Here is a 15,552-nt window from a genome sequence, read left to right as displayed (position 1 = left end):
TGAGCGTGTGTAAGCAGCTTTGAATCCACAAAGAAAAAGGCCTGCCAGAGTGATCTGACAGGCCTTTTTTAATAGCTGCTTGCGTGCATCAAACAGTGCTTTGAATATCAAAAAATATTGAAATCCTTGCTTGGTCAGAGCAAACAGCTACTTCATCCATAGCATCAGAACGGGGCTTCCTCCGGCGCAGTATCTGCGGGAGCCACCGCCGGCCCGGTCACCGTGCCTTGGCCGCGCCCCTGGGCCAGTCGCACCGGCAGGGTTTCGGCGGCCTGCGGGGAGGCCGGCAGACCCTCGCCCAGACCCGTGCGGCCTTCGCCGCCCAGCGCCTCGATCAGATCGGGAATCAGGCGCGAGAGCTCGCCCGTGGCAATCGCCACATCGGTATCGAAGCCGCCGTCGTCCTGGGACTGGCCGTCCATCACCGCATCCAGCAGCGCGATCTTCTTGAGCTGCAGGCCTTCGGTGAGCACAAAGCTCACGCGGTCGTCCCAGGTCATGGCCAGCTTGGTGGGCAGCTTGCCATGCTCGATATGCTGGCGCACCTCGTCGATGTCGAGAGGATGGCGCGCATAGCGCACCACGGCCTTGGACTCGTCGGCGGCCTTGAGCTCACATTCGCGATCGACGGAGAAACCTGCGGGCGGCTCCTGCGTGATCAGCCAGTGCGCCATCGCCGCCTGGGGGCTGGTCTGGGTATCCACCAGGGCCAGCGCAAAGCCCGGCAGACCTTCGACCAGCAGGCTCACCACCTCGTCGGCACGGCCCTGGGCGCTGGTATCGAGCACCAGGGTGCGCGCCTGGGGATCGATCCAGACCCACATGCTGCCCTGCTTGGTGAAAGCCATGGGCAGCAGATCCAGCTTGGCCTCGTCCTTGAGCTCCTTTTTCTCCTTCTTGCCGGGCTTGCGGCCCTCGGTTTTTTCGATGTGCTCGGCCTTCTCGTCGACCTTGCGGTTGAGCACGCTGGCCGGCAGCATCTTGGACTCGCTCATGAAGCGCAGCACCCACTGGCCGGCCACGGATTCGGCCAGCGGCCCATGCTGCTCGCCGCGCGGCGGCACCCAACCCACCGAGCGCTCCTGCGTGGCACCGCACTCGGCAAACACCGTCTTTTGCAGCGCCTCTTCGAGCTGCTGCAGATCGCCTTGCCAGCTCTCGGCAATGCGATAAACAATCATGTTCTTGAACATCCAACAAACCTTTGCTAAACCTTTGACCGGTACGCGATCCGCAAGCCGGAGCGCGCAGAAAAAACAGCTGCCCTCGCAGCCCATGGATGCATTGTTGCGCAGCCGCGGCCATGCAAACTTATCAATACTTTACAGAGCGTCTGCAAAACCTCACGTATCAGAAACATGAGCAGCCCACACTGCAGTCATCCGCTGATGCAGGCCCTTGAGGAGCAAAACCTAGCGGCCACCTCTTTCACTTCTTTTGCAAAGGAAACCGACATGATCCGCTTTCGCCAAACCCTGACCGGTGCTGCTGTTGCAACCGCCCTGCTGGCTTCGCTGAGCATGCCCAGCTTTGCACAGACCGCAGCGCCCACGGACAAGGCCGCCCCTACCCAGGCCGCCCCCGATCACTACAAGCACCAGCGCGGCGAACGCATGGAGCACATGAAAAAGCGCATCGAGAAGCTCAAGGCCGACCTGAAGCTGAGCCCCGCCCAGGAAGCCGCCTGGGCCAGCTATATCGACACCATGAAGCCCGCCGAGCGCCCGGCCCCCGGCGACCGCGAAGCCTTTGCCAAGCTGACCACGCCCGAACGCATCGACAAGATGCGTGAGATGCGAGCCAAGCGCAATGCCGAAATGGACCGCCGTGCCGATGCCACCAAGGCCTTCTACGCCCAGCTCAACCCCGAGCAGCAGAAGACCTTCGATGCCGCCACCCTGCGCATGCACCAAGACCATGGCCGCTTCTTCCACGGTCCCCATGACGGTGGCAAGCCAGGCCAGACGCGCCCCGCACCCGCCGCCAAATAAGCAGTCCTGAACTGCGCGAGATCCGCCCCCGGCCAGCAATGGCCGGGGGTTTTTCTTTGGGGCGTCTTACCTCACTCCCCTACTCTTTCCGACAAGACAGTCGTGCACAGGCTTCTAAATTCATATCCACAGGAGAGAACGGGAGCACCCGGGCTTCACAAGCCCCGGACTGCTGGATACATTAAAAACAGTTAAAGGTTTTTAATATGAATAAGCTGCACGTCACCTCATATTGCGCCACCAGCCTGTTTGCAGCACTGCTGTGCACCAGCGTTTCTGCACAGCCTGTGCAAAACTGGACACCCGCCATGTATCTGCAGTACGGCACTGCGGAACACGGCTCGGACGCCGCGACGCTAGGCGTCACCATTCCCTGGAAAAACTGGAACTACGCGCTGGGCCCGGGCGTCGTCACGGGCTACTGGGATGTCTGGGGCAGCCGCTGGTCGGGTGACTACCAGGGCAGCAGCCGCTCAAACTGGGTGGTCGGGGCCAAGCCCACCTTCCGCTGGCGTGCCGCGCAAGGCCAGTCCCCCTGGTTCCTGGAAGCCGGCATAGGCGTGAGCTACGCCACCAATCGCCGCTATGTGACCGACCACAAGGATTTTTCCACCCGCTTCAACTTCGGCAGCCACATCGGGGTCGGTTACCTGTTCGGCGAACAGCAGAAAAACGAAATCAGCCTGCGCCTGGAGCATTACTCCAACGCCGGCATCAAGGAACCCAATCCGGGCGAAAACTTTCTCCAGCTGCGCTTCGCACGCCACTTCTAAAGCCTCCCTCCCACAGACCAGCCACCCACGGGTGGCTTTTTTCATGTCTGCTGCCCCGCAAGCCACATGTGGATAAACATGGTGATAAAAAACCGGGAATTTCCATGTTTTCCACAGCTATGAAAGGCTACGCAAAGTTGTGCCCAAATGCGAGACAGCAGCAGCCCATGCCCGACCACAGGCTTGGAAGAATCTCAAGTTATTGATTTTTATTGATTTTTATATCTTATCAACACTTAAGTAGGGTACTTACTATTACTACTAATTAAAAAGATAAGACTAGCAATAACAACTTAGGCCCAAATTTTCACAGCATCCGGGTCGGCTCTGGATAAAAAAAAGCCCGACATGCATCGATATCGGGCATTCCGCAAGAACTCACATCGACCTCATCGCATGTGTGCAGTCCTGTCATCTACTGTTATTCACTACAAAAAATATAGCTAAAAATGCATGTATAGCTTGAAATAACGCTGATTTCTTTGATTTTTCAGGTATCCACAAAAAATGTGGATAACAGGATGCGAACTTTCATGTTGTCCACAAATTTGATGAAATCACGCAAGTTGTTCAGGATTCGAAGACAGCAGCAGCAGCTCTCTGTCTCCATGTTTATCACCCGAGAAGAAGCTTGATTTGCTTGGGAATTTGATAGTTATCAACAGGAAGATGCGATCCTTACTACTACGACTAAGTTTTTATAAGACTTCTAAAGAACAACCCAAGTCAAAGTCCGATCACGCTCCGAATTGCGTCAGCATCGTCATCAGGTCGCACGCATCAATTGCTCTGCTTCCAGGAATAGATCGCAGAAACGGGGCTTTACGGAAATTGGTTCGTCAACGTCCGGAAATTTGGCGTAAGATGCGCAGCCTTCGCGATCGGCATCTGGGGATAAGATTCAAATCCGAAGGTCGCGAACGCGTAGTTATCAACAGAATGTTATGAACAGCTGGGGGTAAGCTGCACTTCAAAGGGAAGGAGCTGGGCAAAGATCTGCCTCGCAAGCTCGTTCAAAAAAATTCAATGATCAATAAGTGATTGTTTTCAAAGAGATTTTTATGAATCTCTGAAGACAGAGCCTGCAGTGCGCAGGTGGCACAGGCTGTTTCTCGGCAGAACAGGATGGCATTGGCTCTGGTCGCGGACGCCTGGCTGGGCTATGGACCGCTGCATGAAGGTCTGGCCCTGCGGCTATCAACAGCCCGGAGATGGCCGTTCAGCGGGTGTGCGGATTTCCGGGGGGCATGCGCGGGTCGGGCCGGCTGCTGTTAGAAAAATTACAAAAGTCCGCGTCGGCGGACCGTCTTTCATGGCCCATGGGTGGACCGGCCCGCAAGCGCTCGAGCCCCGGGCCATGCAGGCAGGCCGATGCCGCTGAGGCAGGACGTTGGAAGAGACCCTGGACGCCTCTTCGCGCAGGTTTTACACAGGCTGTCGCTGCAATGTGAATGGCGGCAGGCCCTTGATGAGCTGCTGGCCATAGCTGGTGCCCGTCAGACGACGGTCGTAGCAATACACATGGGCCTGGTCTTCCTCGGTGCGGATGGCTCGCCCCACCCACTGCGCCAGGCGAATGGCCGTGGCCGGCACCACCAGCTCGTTGAAGGGGTTGCGGCCGCTGCTGCGCAGCCATTCGGCCCGCGCCTCGCCCACGGGGTCATCGGGCGGAGCAAAAGGCAGCTTGGTGATGAACAGCGACTCGCACAGCGCTCCGGGCAGATCCAGCCCTTCGCCGAAGGACTGCATGCCGAAGATGATGGAGGGCTCGCCCATGGCCACGGCCTCGCGGTGCCGCGCCAGCAGGGTTTGGCGCGGCAAGGCGGTCTGCACCAGCACCTGGTTGCGCATGCTGGTGGACAGAGCGTCCACGGCCTGGCGCATCTGCTCGCGCGAGGTGAACAGCACCAGGGCGCCGGCCTGTATGCGGCTCAGATCGGTCAGCAGGGCCTCGACCATCTCCTCGGTGAAGCGGGCGGCCTCACGTGGATCGGCGGCCGTTTCCCGGGCCACCAGAGTGCCCTGGCGGGCGTAGTCGAAGGGGCTGGGCACTTCGAGCGTGGTGACCGAGGCATCGCCGGCCAGCCCGGCTTCGCGCAGAAAGAAGTCGAAATGGCCGCAGCTGGTCAGGGTGGCCGAGGTCAGCACCGCTCCCCTCACCTGCGACCAAAGGTGCTGGCGCAGCGTGGAGCCCGGCTGTATGGGGCTGGCATGGGCCTTGACCACGATGAACTCGCCATCCATCTCCAGCGTGAACCATTTGGCGTGGGGCACGGGCTGAATGTCGTCGGCTTGCGTGTTCTGCTGCAGCAGCTGCTGCGTGGTGTTGTAGATGGCCTCCAGGCGCGGTGCCAGCGCCCCGACCTGCGCGTAAATGGTGGACAGCCGCCGCGCTTCCTCGGGCTTGTCCTTGATTTCGGCACGCAGGGCCTTGGAAATAGCGCGCAGCGCGTCCAGGAAGCCGTCCGCATGGTGGGCAATGAGGCCCAGAGGCTCCAGAAGCGCCTCTGGCAGCACGCCGCGGGCTGCCCGTACCCTGGCCGGCCCATAGCTGTCCTTTTGCGCTTTGAGGGCCTCTCCGTAGTGCTCCATGACCAGTCGCGCCAGCTCCTGCATCTGCTGGCGCAACTGGCCCGCATGTTTGGGCACGTCGGCCAGTTCCTCGACTTCGGCGACCTGGTTCACGCGCAGCGCACGGCTGGCCAGCTTGTCTATCCAGCCCAGGCGGCTCAGATCCATCTCGCCCGCGAACTGGTCCAGGGCCGTGGACGGCAGGTGATGGGCTTCATCGAGGATCAGCAGGCAGTTGTCCAGCTCCGGAAGCAGCTTGGAGCCCAGCGACGAGAGCAGCAAATCATGGTTGGCAACAATGACTTGCGCTGCCACCAGATCCTTGCGCCGCTCGTAATAGACGCAGTTGCTGAAAGCCGGGCAGTGCTTGCCCGTGCAGGAGGAAGACTCGGCCGCCACAGGGCTCCAGGCCTCGGCTTCCGGCGGCGTCTCCAGTGAGTCCCGGTCGCCGTCCCAGGCCTGGGTGGCCAGCGCATCGGCCATGGATTTGTAGAACTGCATGCGGGCCTGCAGCTCGTGCTGGGGGCGGCTGGCCTTGGCCTGGGCCTGTTCTTCGCCAAACAGGTCGTCCATCTCGTCCTGCACTTCTCCGGTGCTGGCCAGGCGCTCGAGCTTGAGCTTGCAGACGAAGCGGCCGCGCCCCTTGGCCAGGGCGAACTTGAAAGGCTGGTCCAGTTTTTGCGCCAGCGCCGGCAAATCCTTGTTGACCAGCTGTTCCTGCAGCGCCACGGTGGCCGTGGAGATCAGCACCCGCGTGCCGCGCGACAGCGCCATGCCGATGGCCGGAATGCTGTAGGCCAGCGATTTGCCCACGCCGGTGCCGGCCTGCACGACGGCAATGGCGCGCCGCGGATCCGGCTCGCCCTCATCCACTTTTCCGAGCTGGGCCTGGCTCAGCGTTTGCGCGACCTGGGCCGCCATTTTTCGCTGTCCTTCGCGGCTGCGAAATCCCGGCATGGCCCCAACCACGGCATCAAAGGAATTCAGGGCTTCTTGAGCCCACTTTTTTTCATGCATTTCAGCGTTTTTTGAGACGCAAAGACGCTGTGCCTTGGCGTTTTATATGTATTCGTACAGTGATACGTATTAAATAAGATGCTTTTTCTTATGCAATACGGCATACAAACAGCGGGATTTGTATGTTCTACAGAGGTGTTACGGATGCTCCATGCGGAGAACTTTTCCACCAGTTGTATGGACCTTGTTCATTGTAATTGTGGATTGTCTGAGGCGAGGTTCTTCAGAAACTTATCCACATGAAAAGGATGATTGAATTCTGTGCATAATGTGTAGATAAATATGTAGTCATGATTGTTGATATCGTTGTTAAATTTTTATGAATAAAAAACTTTTTCTAGATTTGATCTCTGTCTCCGATGTGGTTGAAGATTCGGGTTTTCCAGTGCTGTGAACAAGCTTGTTCAGCCTGGATATGGCTCTTGAGGTTGGAGGAATATCTTTGTTATCCACAGATCCGATGGCTTGCCGCATGGGCGGCTTGGGCCGGTCTTTTTTCCACCGCTGGTCGGGTTGGGGCATGCTCCCGCGTCCGAAGTGCTTTTTCGCCCGGTGAGCATGAGACCCCGCTCAAGCTATCCACTGCGTGGACAAGTCGACTGCTCTGTTTTTGATAGTAGATATCCAAAGTTCAACAATGGATTGGGTGCTTTTTTTCATGGAAATTGCCGGTGCGGGGATTCGCGAGAGGTAAGCCGGTCAATCAGAAAAACTGGCTACTTTTAGTACTCATGTATGAAAAATTACATGATGATTGCCTGTTTTTTGGGCGAATCGAGCTGGCAGGCCGCGTTTTGCTGAAAAAAACGGCAATCGAGGCCTGGCGGCGAGCGAAAGGCTGAGTTCCGGAGGTCGGGCGCTCCTGGCGCGTGCTTCCCGGCCGAGCCCGCGTTGGATGGCGGCCCTTACCAAACCGTAATGCAGGCGTCACCCACGCGCGCGTGAACGATTCCTAGCATGGCTGCCATCACCGGAAATGGGGCGGCGCCGCCCTTCACTTCCCGGTCGTGGAATAAAGGGTGAACGATGAACAAGAGCCTTGCGGGGTTGCCGAGCTGGACGCTGGCAAGAATGTCTATGGGTGCTGCCGCCATTGCGGTGGCTGGATTGATGGCCGGTTGCGACGCGTCCAAGGCCACGGAAGAGCCGCAGAAGCCGGCCGCCCAGTTGCCCAAGGGCTTTCTCCAGGTCAAGCCCGAGTCCGTGAAGATGCTCGAGATCGCGCCCGTGGCCGATCCCCAGGGCCAGCAGATGGCCTGGGCTCCCGCGCATGTGGCGTTTGTGGAAGACCGCGTGGCCTCGGTCTCCGTGCCCGTGGCGGCACGCGTGGTGGCCGTCAACGCGCATGTGGGTGACATGGTCAAGGCCGGCGATGTGCTGGCCACCCTGGTCAGCCCCGATGCCTTGCGTACCCGCTACGAGGTTGCCGCGGCCAAGACGGCCCATGACGTGGCCGTGGTGGAGGCCCAGCGCCAGCAGAACATGGTGGACAAGGGCGTGGGCGTGGAGGTCGATCTGCGCGCGGCCCAGGCCAAGCTGCGCGAGACCTCGCAGGAGCTGACCCGTGCCCAGGGCACGGCTGCGCTGCTGGGCTCGGGCGGCGGCGACCGCATCGAGCTGCGCGCGCCGCGTGCGGGCATCGTGGCCACGCGCAAGGCCGTGGTGGGCGATGCTGCCGAGCCCGGCTCCGCGCTCTTCATGATCGGCGATCCGCAGGCCATGAACGTGGTGGCCGAGGTGTTCGAGTCCGACCTGCCCGGCATCCGCCTGGGCAGCGCGGTGCAGGTCAACCTGCCGCAGCTGGCCAAGCCGCTCCAGGGCAAGGTGCGCCATCTGGGCGCCACGCTGGACAAGGAGTCGCGCCGCGCGGCCGTGGTGGTGGAGCTCAGCGAACAGAACCCGGCCCTGCGTCCCGGCATGCAGGCCAAGGTGGGGGTGCAGCTGTCCAATCTGCAAGAGATGCTGATCCCCGTCTCGGCGGTGCTGATCAAGGACGAAAGCCACAGCGTGGTCTATGTGCAGCATGAGAGCAACCGGTTCGAGGCGCGCACCGTGACCCTGGGCCGGCCCACGCGCGGCATGGTGCCGGTGATTGCCGGCCTCGAGGTGGGCGAGAAGATCGTGGTGCGCGGTGGCCTGCTGCTTGACGGCGCGGCCAGCCAGTTGCTGTAGTCGCGGCAGGAGTTTCAAGCATGCTGCGTTCATTCATTGCATTCGTCGTGCACCGGCGCCTGCTGGCCGTCTGCGCCACGCTGGCCATCGCCCTGTACGGCGTGTATTCCTATCTGCAGACCGCCATCGAGGCCTATCCCGATGTGACCAATGTGCAGGTGGGCGTGATCACCCAGGCGCCGGGCCTCGCACCCGAGGAGGTGGAGCGCCAGATCACCCAGCCGCTGGAGCGCGAGCTCAACGGCACGCCGGGGCTGATCTCGCTGCGCTCGGAGAGCTATTTCGGTCTCTCCATGATCAACCTGGTCTTCAACGACGACGCCAACAGCTTCAACGCGCGAGCCGAGGTGTCGCAGCGTCTGCCGCAGGCCAATCTGCCGGACGGTGTGACGCCCGAGATGGCGCCCGACTACACGCCGCTGGGCAAGATCTTCTACTACCGGCTGCAAAGCGACCGCCACACGCTGGCACAGCTGCGCACCCAGCAGGAATGGCATGTGGTACGCGTGCTCAAGCAGGTGCAGGGCGTGGCCGATGTGGTGAGCATAGGCGGCTTCGTCAAGGAATTCCATGTCGAGGTTGACCCCGAGAAACTCTACGCCCTGGGCCTGTCTCTCGACGATGTGAGCGAGGCCCTGTCCAAGTCCAACCGCAACGTGGGCGGCGGTCTGATGCGCCGCGGCGAGCAGTCCTTCATCATCCGCGGCATCGGCCTGCTGCGCACGCCGCAGGAGATCCAGGAGGTGGTGGTCACCATGCGCGGCAAGGCCCCGGTGACCATAGGCGATGTGGCGCGCGTGGCGCAGTCGCACACGCCGCGCCAGGGCTCGGTGGGCATGGACGACCAGAACGACGTGGTGCAGGGCATCGTGCTGCTCAAGCGCGGCGCCAATCCCTCCGTGGTGCTGGACGACATCCACGCCCGGGTCGAGACGCTCAACGGCGGCGGCCTGCCCGAGGGCATGCAGATGGTCACCAACTACGACCGCTCCGATCTCGTGGGCCATACGCTCAAGACCGTGCAGCACAATCTGCTGTTCGGCGCCACGCTGATCGTGGCCGTGCTGTGGCTGTTCCTGCGCAGCCTGCGCGGCTCGCTGATCGTGGCCACGGTGATTCCGCTGTCGCTGCTGGTGGCCTTCATAGGCCTGCACTGGCTGGGCATGCCGGCCAACCTGATCTCCATGGGCGCCATCGATTTCGGCATCATGGTGGACGGCGCCGTGGTGCTGGCCGAGAACATCATCCGCAACGCGCGCCAGCGCCGGCCCAAGACCGCCAACGACATGCGCCACATCATCGTGGACTCGGCTGTTGCCGTGGCCAAGCCCACGCTGTTTGCCATGGCCATCGTGATCGCCGCGCTGATCCCCGTGTTCTCGCTGCAGAGCATAGAAGGCCGCATCTTCCGCCCCCTGGCCATGACCTACAGCTTTGCGCTGCTGGGCGCGCTGGTCTTTGCCATGGGCCTGGTGCCCGCGCTGTGCGCGCTGCTGCTCAAACCCAAGCATGTGATGGTGGAGGAGCCCAAGATCTTCGACCGCGCCCACCATGGCTATCAGCACTGGCTGGGCGGGGTGCTGAACGCGGCCGGCCGCCGCTCCACCGTGCTCATTGCCTTCGTGGCCGTGCTGGCCGTGGCCGGGGTGTCCGCCAAGTGGCTGGGCACGGAATTCCTGCCCGAGCTCGACGAGGGCGACGCCTATGTGCTGGTGCAGATGCCGGCCTCGATCTCGCTGGAAAAAGGCCAGGACGTGCTGCGCGACGTGCGCTTGCGCCTCAAGGTCTTCCCCGAGGTGATCTCCGTGACCACGGAGCAGGGCCGGCCCGAATCGGGAACCGACAACGAGACGCTGAATCTGGCCAAGGTGCTGGTGCGCCTCAAGCCCCATGGCGAATGGCGCAAAGGCCTGAGCAAGCCCGGGCTGATCGAGGAAATGCGCAGCACGCTGGGAGAGATTCCGGGCGTGGCCTTCAACTTCGCGCAGCCGATTCGCGACAGCGTGGAGGAGTCCACCTCCGGCGCGCGCGGCCAGGTGGTGCTCAAGCTGTTCGGCCCCGACATCCCCACCTTGCGCGGCATTCTGCAGCAGACCCTGGGTCTGGTGAAGGACATAGACGGCGTGGTCGATCTGGGCCTGTACCGCGATGCCCCCGCGCCGCAGGTGCATGTGGAGTTCGACCGCCAGGCCCTGGCACGCCAGGGCATAGCCATGGAGACCGCGCAGAAGACGCTGGAAGTGGCGCTGGCCGGCAATGTCGCCACCACCCTGTGGGAAGGCGAATACCCGGTGCCGGTGCGCGTGCGCCTGCCCTATGTGGACCGCATGGACGAGGAGCGCATCCGCAACATCGCCATACCGCTGCCCGATGACGGCTCCGTGCCGCTGCACTCGGTGGGCACGGTGAGCATGAAGATCGGCAACTCCTCCATCTTCCGCGAAGGCAATGCGCGCTACATGGCGCTGAAGTTCAACGTCGAGGGGCGCGACATAGGCTCGGTCGTCAAGGACACGCTGGCCACCTTCAAGCAGAACGTGAAGCTGCCCGAAGGCTATCAGGCGGTCTGGGGCGGCGAGTGGGAAAACCAGCAGCGCGCCGCCGCGCGCCTGAAGGTGGTGGTGCCGCTGTCTCTGGTCATAGTCTATGCGCTGCTGTTCGGCGCGCTGGGCCAGGCGCGCAGCGCCGGCATCATCCTGCTGTGCGCGCCGTTTGCCATGGTGGGCGGCATTGCGGCGCTGCATCTGGCGCGTATCGAGCTGTCCATCAGCGCAGCCATTGGCTTCATCGCCTTGCTGGGCCAGGTGGCCCTGGCGGGCCTGCTGGTGATCTCGGCGGTCGAGGAGCTGCGCCGCCAGGGCATGCCCTTGATGCAGGCGCTGATCGAAGGCGCGGCGGAGCGCATGCGCTCCATCGTTCTGGTGGCGCTGCTGGCACTGCTGGGACTGTTGCCCATGGCCCTGTCCACGGGCGTGGGCAGCGAGACCCAGCGCCCGTTTGCCTCGGTGATCGTGGGCGGCATGGTGGTGCTGCCGCTGGTGGCGCTGGTGCTGCTGCCCGTGCTCTATGCCTGGCTGGGCCCCAAGAACATGTTGACGCAGGAAGAACGCGATGAAAGCGCTCAGGATGAATAAGTGGCACTCTCTTGCCGTGGCCGCCGCGCTGTGCTGTGCGGTCTGCAGCCCCGGCCATGCGGCCGATGGTGCCGAAGCCGCCGCCGTCGGCCATGTTGCGGCACCGGCACAGCCGGTGAGTCTGCAGGAATATCTGCGCATCGTGGTGCAGAACCAGCCGGCGCTGGCCGCGGACCGCATGCAGATCGGCCTGGCCAAGGCCGACAGCCGCACGGCCTCGGCCTTCCCCAATCCCGCCGTGCACTACAGCAGCAAGCGCGGCGAAAAGGAATGGGGCGTGGAGCAGCCGATTCCCATCTTCGGCCAGCGCGGCATGCGCATGGAAAACGCGCGCCTGGGCGAGCACGCCGCGCTGGCCAATGCCGATGTGGCCGTGGCGGTCACCATGAGCGACGCCGCCCATGCCTTCAACGAGCTGCTGGTGGCGCAGCAGCGCTACCTGCTCTGGCAGGCCGCGCGGGACGAGCTGGACAAGGCCGGACGCATCGTCAAAGGCCAGATCGAAGCCGGCACGCGCAGCCGCTATGACGGCGCACGCCTGAGCCTGCAGCAGGCCCAGATGGCGATGCAGGTCAGCAAGGCCCAGGCCGCGCTGCAGGACTCGGCCGCACGCGTGGCCGGCATTGCCGCCATGCCGCAGTGGCAGGTGCGCGTGGCCGGCAGCCTGCAGGCCGCCGACACCCGCCTGCAGCCCGGTTACGACCAGCTCTGGAACAGCGCTCAGACCCGCTTGCCGGCGCTGCGCGCCGCGCAGGCCGAGCTGGAGCGTGCGCGCCAGAAGATCAAGCTGGAGCAGCGCGAGGCATTGCCCACGCCGACCGTGGGAGTGGCGCGCGTCCGCAACAGCGTGGACGGCAATTTCAACCAGCTGGGCGTGAACGTGGAAATCCCGCTGTTCGACCGCCGTCAGGGCGCCATAGACCGCGCCAAGGTCGAGGCCGATCAGGCCGAGCTGCGCCGCGATGCAGCCATGCTGGCCGCGCAGTCGGAGCTGCAGCGCGCGCTGCAGCAGCTGGCGCTGCGCCGCAGCGCCGTGCAGGACTACGAAAAAGAAGGCCTGGCGCAGATCGCGCCCCTGCACCAGATGGCGCAGGACGCCTACAAGCTGGGCAAGGGCACGATCCTGGAGCTCATCGACGCGCTGGGGTCCATCAACGAGCACCGGCTGGAGCATCTGGAGCTAGTCAAGGACATGCTGGACGCCGAGTGGGAGGTGCGTCTGGCCAGCGGCGATCTGCCGCAGCTGCAGCCCTGAGTGCGGTCGCCGCAGATGGTGCAGGCAACGGCTTATAGTGTCTGTCCTCCCACGGCCAGAGACAGACACCGCATGTACCGCTACCTCATCATCGAAGACGATGCGCTCAATGCGCGTTACATCGCTGAAGGTCTGCGCCAGCAGGGGGCCCATGTCAGCGTCTGCGGTGACGGCGTGCAGGGCATTGCCCAGGCCGTGGGCGAGAGCTGGGACGTCATCATCCTCGACCGCATGCTGCCCGGCGGCTTCGACGGGCTGCAGATCCTGCAGGCGCTGCGCTCCATGGGCAAGCAGACGCCGGTGCTGGTGCTCAGCGCGCTGTCGGCTACGGACGAGAGAGTGCGCGGGCTCAAGGCCGGCTGCGATGACTATCTGACCAAGCCGTTTGCTTTCTCCGAACTTGCGGCGCGGCTGGAGGCCCTGGTGCGCCGCGCGCAGATCCCGGCGCCGACGCGCGAGATGCAGGTCGCCGATCTGCGCGTGAACCTGATTTCGCGCAGTGCCGAGCGCGCGGGCCAGCCGCTGGCGCTGCAGCCGCGCGAGTTTCGCCTGCTGGCCTTTCTGATGCAGCACGCGCACCAGATCGTCACGCGCACCATGCTGCTGGAGTCGGTCTGGGACTACCGCTTCGATCCGCAGACCAATGTGATCGACGTGCACATCAGCCGCCTGCGCAGCAAGGTGGACAAAGGCTTTGCCACCGCCCTCATACACACCGTGCGCGGCGTGGGCTACAGCCTGTCGGACCGCCCGCAGGACCTGCCCGAGGTCGCCTGATGGTGCACTCCAGGCCCTGGAGTTCGCTGGCCTTCAGGCTGGCGCTCAGCTATGGCGGACTGATGGTGCTGACCATGTGCATCGTGCTGGCGGTGTTCTACGTGCAGACCGTCGGCGTGGTGCGCGTGCGCCTCGACAAGCAGGCGGAAAACCATCTGCGCCGCCTCATGGAGCACTCGGCCAAATACGGCCAGGAGGCGCTGCAAAGCGAGATCCGCCAGACCATTCAGGATGGCGTGGACACCGATACCGAAATCCTGATCCTCATGAGCCCGGATGGCGAGCCCATAGTCAGCAATGCCGAGGTGTTTCCGCACCGCAAGCTGAGCACCATGGGCGTGCGCGAGCTCACGGTCAAGCGCAACGGCCGCCTCATCATCGGTCGCGTGGCCGTGGCCGAGATGCCCAACGGCAATCTGCTGGCGGCCGGCAGCGATATGCAGCTGCAGCGCGATATGGAGGATCTGTTCGGCCAGGCCAGCCTGATGGCGGCCATCGCCGCCTGCATCATGGCCGTGATCGGCGCCATCGTGTTCCGGCGCGTGGTGGACGAGCGCGCCGCCGCCATCCGCAGCACCATGTCGCGCGTGGCGGCCGGCGACCTGCGCCAGCGCATACCGGTCGATCAGCGCAACGACGAATTCACGCTGCTCAACCGCGATATCAACGCCATGCTGGATCGCCTGGAGCATTTGATGGAGGGCATACGCCATGTCTCCAACACCATTGCGCACAACCTCAGAACCCCGCTGACGCGCATTCTGCTGCGCCTGCGCAATGCGCAGCAGGCCGGCGCCAGGGAACAGGCGCTGACGCTGACGCTGGTGGCCGAGGAGGTGGCCGAACTGGGCGTGGTGTTCGACAAGCTGCTGCAGATCGCCGAGGTCGAAAGCGGTGCCAGCCGCAAGAACTTTGCGCCCGTCGATCTGCGCTCGCTGCTGGTGGACGTGGTGGACTTCTACGAGCCGCTGGTGGAGGACACGGGCGGCGTGCTGCGGCTGGCGGTACAGGGCCGCACCCAGGCCTTTGGCGATGGGGATCTGATCGCCAGCGCCGTTGCCAATCTTGTGGACAACGCTATCAAGTACGGAGCATCACCGGACAGCGAACATGGCATGGACGTGCTGCTGCATGCGGGCCCGGCGCAGGAGACAGCCGGCGAGGGCGCCTGGGGGGTGGAGATCACCGTGCGCGACCGCGGGCCCGGCGCCGATGCCCAGACCTTGAAGCATATGAGCACGCGTTTTTACCGTGCGGAATCGGATCGCGAAGGCTATGGCCTGGGTCTGGCCAGCGTGCTGGCCATCGTGCAGCTGCATGGCGGCAAGCTGAGTTTTCACAACCGCCATCCGGGCTTGCTGGCGCGCATCTGGCTGCCCGCCGTGGCCGACGTCTGAGTCGTCCCGAGGCTAGGACAGCGCCTTGTTGCCGTAGGCGCAGAAGCCCGGCTTGGGGCCTTTCTTGGGGTGCAGTCTGCAGGTCTCGGGCCGCTTGTCGTACACCGTGCAGCGGCGCGTGTTCTTGTCCAGAAAATTGCAGTCGCCGCCGGCGCGGCGCGCCATGGTGAAGATGTTGTGCTTGGGGTTGTAGTGGTCGATCAGCCTGGCCTTGAGCAGGCGCTTGGCGATCAGCTTGTGATCGACGTTGTCGACCTCGAACTGGTCGACGAGTTCCAGCCGAACCAGGTCCGACAGCTGCACCTCCAGCGGCATGGTGCAGCAGTTGGCGGCGCAGCTGTCGCACATGCCGGACTGGTACTTGCTCCAGGTCTCAAGGCGGTCTACATCGACGATGCGGATGGAGGATTTCATTGGCGGGCTCGGAACGGCGCATCACAAAGACGGCGATGCTGCCACGGGGCG

General features: G+C 63.0%; 10 protein-coding genes. 7 read left to right on the top strand and 3 right to left on the bottom strand.

What is annotated here, in order from left to right:
* Window positions 1-164 precede the first annotated feature (164 nt).
* A complete protein-coding gene (locus tag AB6724_RS09760; RefSeq protein ID WP_369338322.1) occupies window positions 165-1,193 on the bottom strand; it encodes a recombination-associated protein RdgC in 1,029 nt (342 codons plus the stop codon).
* 261 nt (window positions 1,194-1,454) lie between these two features.
* Here AB6724_RS09760 and AB6724_RS09755 point away from each other — a divergent pair, with 261 nt between their 5' ends.
* On the top strand, window positions 1,455-1,991 hold the full coding sequence (locus AB6724_RS09755) for a Spy/CpxP family protein refolding chaperone (RefSeq protein ID WP_369338321.1): 537 nt from the start codon (window positions 1,455-1,457) through the stop codon (window positions 1,989-1,991).
* Between the two features lie 206 nt (window positions 1,992-2,197).
* Complete coding sequence (locus AB6724_RS09750) at window positions 2,198-2,764, top strand: acyloxyacyl hydrolase (RefSeq protein WP_439329847.1); 567 nt, start codon at window positions 2,198-2,200, stop codon at window positions 2,762-2,764.
* Window positions 2,765-4,189: 1,425 nt separating this feature from the next.
* Here AB6724_RS09750 and dinG read toward each other — a convergent pair.
* Window positions 4,190-6,352, bottom strand: coding sequence for an ATP-dependent DNA helicase DinG (dinG, locus tag AB6724_RS09745; RefSeq protein ID WP_369338320.1), 2,163 nt, complete (start codon window positions 6,350-6,352; stop codon window positions 4,190-4,192).
* A 1,026-nt stretch (window positions 6,353-7,378) separates the two neighbouring features.
* Here dinG and AB6724_RS09740 point away from each other — a divergent pair.
* The 5 genes from AB6724_RS09740 (at window position 7,379) to AB6724_RS09720 (ending at window position 15,087) form a co-directional block, all read left to right on the top strand.
* On the top strand, window positions 7,379-8,524 hold the full coding sequence (locus AB6724_RS09740; RefSeq protein WP_439329846.1) for an efflux RND transporter periplasmic adaptor subunit: 1,146 nt from the start codon (window positions 7,379-7,381) through the stop codon (window positions 8,522-8,524).
* A 20-nt stretch (window positions 8,525-8,544) separates the two neighbouring features.
* Window positions 8,545-11,658, top strand: a complete 3,114-nt coding sequence (locus tag AB6724_RS09735) for an efflux RND transporter permease subunit (protein ID WP_369338319.1) — start codon at window positions 8,545-8,547, stop codon at window positions 11,656-11,658.
* Window positions 11,636-12,913 carry a TolC family protein gene (locus tag AB6724_RS09730; protein WP_369338318.1) on the top strand — a complete coding sequence of 426 codons (1,278 nt, stop codon included), beginning with the start codon at window positions 11,636-11,638 and terminating at the stop codon, window positions 12,911-12,913. Before AB6724_RS09735 ends, AB6724_RS09730 begins: the two co-directional genes overlap by 23 nt.
* Before the next feature lie 72 nt (window positions 12,914-12,985).
* Window positions 12,986-13,690, top strand: a complete 705-nt coding sequence (locus tag AB6724_RS09725) for a response regulator transcription factor (RefSeq protein WP_369338317.1) — start codon at window positions 12,986-12,988, stop codon at window positions 13,688-13,690.
* Window positions 13,690-15,087, top strand: a complete 1,398-nt coding sequence (locus tag AB6724_RS09720) for a sensor histidine kinase (protein ID WP_369338316.1) — start codon at window positions 13,690-13,692, stop codon at window positions 15,085-15,087. Before AB6724_RS09725 ends, AB6724_RS09720 begins: the two co-directional genes overlap by 1 nt.
* A 12-nt stretch (window positions 15,088-15,099) precedes the next feature.
* Here the strand turns inward: AB6724_RS09720 and AB6724_RS09715 are convergent, their stop codons facing one another.
* Window positions 15,100-15,501 carry a YkgJ family cysteine cluster protein gene (locus AB6724_RS09715; RefSeq protein WP_369338315.1) on the bottom strand — a complete coding sequence of 134 codons (402 nt, stop codon included), beginning with the start codon at window positions 15,499-15,501 and terminating at the stop codon, window positions 15,100-15,102.
* Window positions 15,502-15,552: the final 51 nt, after the last annotated feature.

This window comes from Comamonas guangdongensis, from assembly GCF_041079535.1.
Classification (GTDB): Bacteria; Pseudomonadota; Gammaproteobacteria; order Burkholderiales; family Burkholderiaceae_C; genus Comamonas; species Comamonas guangdongensis.
This window is presented reverse-complemented; position numbering and strand designations above follow the sequence as displayed.